The sequence below is a fragment of the Ruminococcus sp. OM06-36AC genome, from assembly GCF_003438725.1.
Lineage (GTDB): Bacteria > Bacillota > Clostridia > Oscillospirales > Ruminococcaceae > Ruminococcus_C > Ruminococcus_C callidus.
The window spans coordinates 63271-65700 of the sequence record NZ_QSTT01000005.1; the positions used below are offsets into that span (position 1 = coordinate 63271).

At 34.9% G+C, this 2430-nt stretch carries 2 protein-coding genes; both read right to left on the reverse strand.

The window, feature by feature from the left end:
- Positions 1-234: 234 nt before the first annotated feature.
- Entirely contained in the window at positions 235-1524 is a 1290-nt protein-coding gene (locus DXB92_RS06115; RefSeq protein ID WP_040648191.1) for a GHKL domain-containing protein, read from the reverse strand.
- Between the two features lie 12 nt (positions 1525-1536).
- Positions 1537-2418 (reverse strand): LytTR family DNA-binding domain-containing protein, encoded by an 882-nt coding sequence (locus DXB92_RS06120; protein WP_021683309.1) that lies wholly within the window; start codon positions 2416-2418, stop codon positions 1537-1539.
- Between the last annotated feature and the right edge of the window lie 12 nt (positions 2419-2430).

Consider the following 2430-nt stretch of genomic DNA (forward strand, 5'->3'; position numbering starts at 1 on the left):
ACGAGCATTTTTGTGAAATATGACGGGAAATTTGCAAGCAGATGGCGTGCAAAGTCGCCAGACGCTCTTTGTGCGGTATTGCCTCAATAAGATTTCTCTTACATTTTTAGTATAGCAGTCCAACTGGAAAAAATCAATAGCTTTGCACTAAACGGGAATAATCTGCATTATTCGGGAATGGGGTAACAAAAACCCGATAGCATTTTTGTGCAAAATCACTATCGGGTTCGAATTTCATATAATTGGCTGGGAATCTATCGGAATCGTGATAGACACCACAAAGCTGTTATTTTCAACTGTCGCTTTCCAGATTCCATTATATTTTTTAACGGTCATTTCAATATTTTTTAAGCCGATTCCCGCATGTCCATTTTTAGTAGACAAAAAACTGTTCTCCGTATTTGGATTTAATTTTTCATACTTATTTTCCGTGTGAATCATACAGCACTGCATTTGTTCTTCGATTACAAACAAAACAGTTCTGTCTTTATCCAATTCCGAAACCGCTTCTATTGCATTATCTAAAAGATTCGAAACGATTGTTGTTAAGTCCATATCTGATAAAAAATCAAGCTTATCATATAAAATATTCAAGTTTAATTGAATGCCTTTCTGTTCTGCTTTCAGCAACTCATGATTTAGGATAACAGATAGCAGTTGATTGCTGCAATGAAATGATGGGTGCAGTTTGTCCAGCTGTTGATATAACGATTTTTCATACTGTTTTGCTTCTGTCAGATTTTCAGTCTGTATCAATCCCTCTAAAGCATTCACATGCCGCTTTACATCATGTATGATCGTCATAGAATTTTGATACCGCTTTTCAAGATCACGATAAACTGCCATTTGCATATCTGTTTGCTGCTGCAACAATGCGTTTTTCTTTTCCATTTCCCGAATCGCAGAAACACGATAAAATACAAAAACAATGTAGACATCTAGCACAATACAGCCTGTTAAAAAGAAAACCAAGAATGTTCCGGAATGCGTATTTGCAATATTTTCTATGATGTAATTGGCAGTGATAATTTCTCCAGTTGCTAAAATTGCATATGAGATCGATTCATACCATACAAAACTACTCTTTTTCTTTCGAATCATAGAAAAGACAATGTGACATAAAATAAATGTAAGCAAACAAGTTCGAAGGCAGCTTGAAATCGTTAAACTATCTTCCGCAACCGCAGACGAAATCGTTTTTTGTGTCACAAAGGACAAGCTCAGCGTTGACATAGCATCAGCTATAAAACAAATCAATGCAATCAGGAAGTCATAAATTAAAAATGAGATTTTTGGTATACGAAAACAAATAATCGTGGATAAAACAATCATTGCCAACATACTTATTGTATTTAAAATCGGAATTCCAAATATACACATCAATCCTTGTAAAACAGAAATTATCGTCACACTAAGAAAACGCAGCCAAATCTCAGATTTTTGAATGGAGAAAAAATTAGATAACGCCCATATTCCAGAAAAGGTACAAGTAAGGCTTACCATACAACTCAATAATAATTTCATCAGAAACACCTCCTATTTCTGCAAATGGTGATGCAAATAATCACTTATCTTTTCATGGACTTGTTTTCTTCTGTTTTTTGCAATTGGTATTTTCATGCCATTTGAAAGAATAATATCATTGTAAAATGAATTGATACATGCCACATTGACCAAAAAACTTTTATGCGGCATGATAAAATGATATTGTTGTAGTTGGTTTTCTAATTCACTCATGCTGCCAATAATATGATATACAGTTTCTGTAGATACCAGCTTGACTTTTCGATTTCCCTCATATTCAAAATAAAGAATTTTTTGAGGTTCTATGACAACATTTCCGTGATGCATGGGAAATGAAATATAATTTTTTTCCTCTGTGCCATAGTACTGTAAATACTCTGCTAGTACTTCCCGAATTTTTGAGTTTTGAATAGGCTTTTCTAAAAAAGAAAATGGATGTACTGCAAAAGATGCTGCCATTTGCTCTGAATAATTACTAACATATATCAGAGCAACTTTTTTATTTTTTTGTCGAATCAATCTTGCCGTTTCAATCCCATCAATACCTTCCATTTGAATGTCCAAAAATATCATATCGAAATCAGTGCTTTGCGTAAGCAGTTCTTCCCCCTGTGTAAAACAAGAAACCATAATGCTTTTCCCCTTTTCATGAAAAAAGCTTTGAATGATTTTTTTCAACTGAAAAATCTGATCTTTCTCATCATCTACCACCGCGATTCGAATCACGCCATCTACGCTCCCTTCGACACATTCTTCCTCATTTTTATCATACCACAATTTTTTCCAAAAAGCAAGACACCTTTCTGCTTCAAAAACAGAACCGCACACGCTCATACGCAAAAAGAGCCACACCCTTTCGAGTGTGACTCTTTTTCTGATGCCGCCCAGAGCCATCTGAGCATGCAG

Bases quoted from the DNA above. Each gene is read 5' to 3' on its own strand.
- DXB92_RS06120 (WP_021683309.1), bottom strand. From the start codon at position 2,418: ATGGCTCTGGGCGGCATCAGAAAAAGAGTCACACTCGAAAGGGTGTGG.
- DXB92_RS06115 (WP_040648191.1), bottom strand. From the start codon at position 1,524: ATGAAATTATTATTGAGTTGTATGGTAAGCCTTACTTGTACCTTTTCT.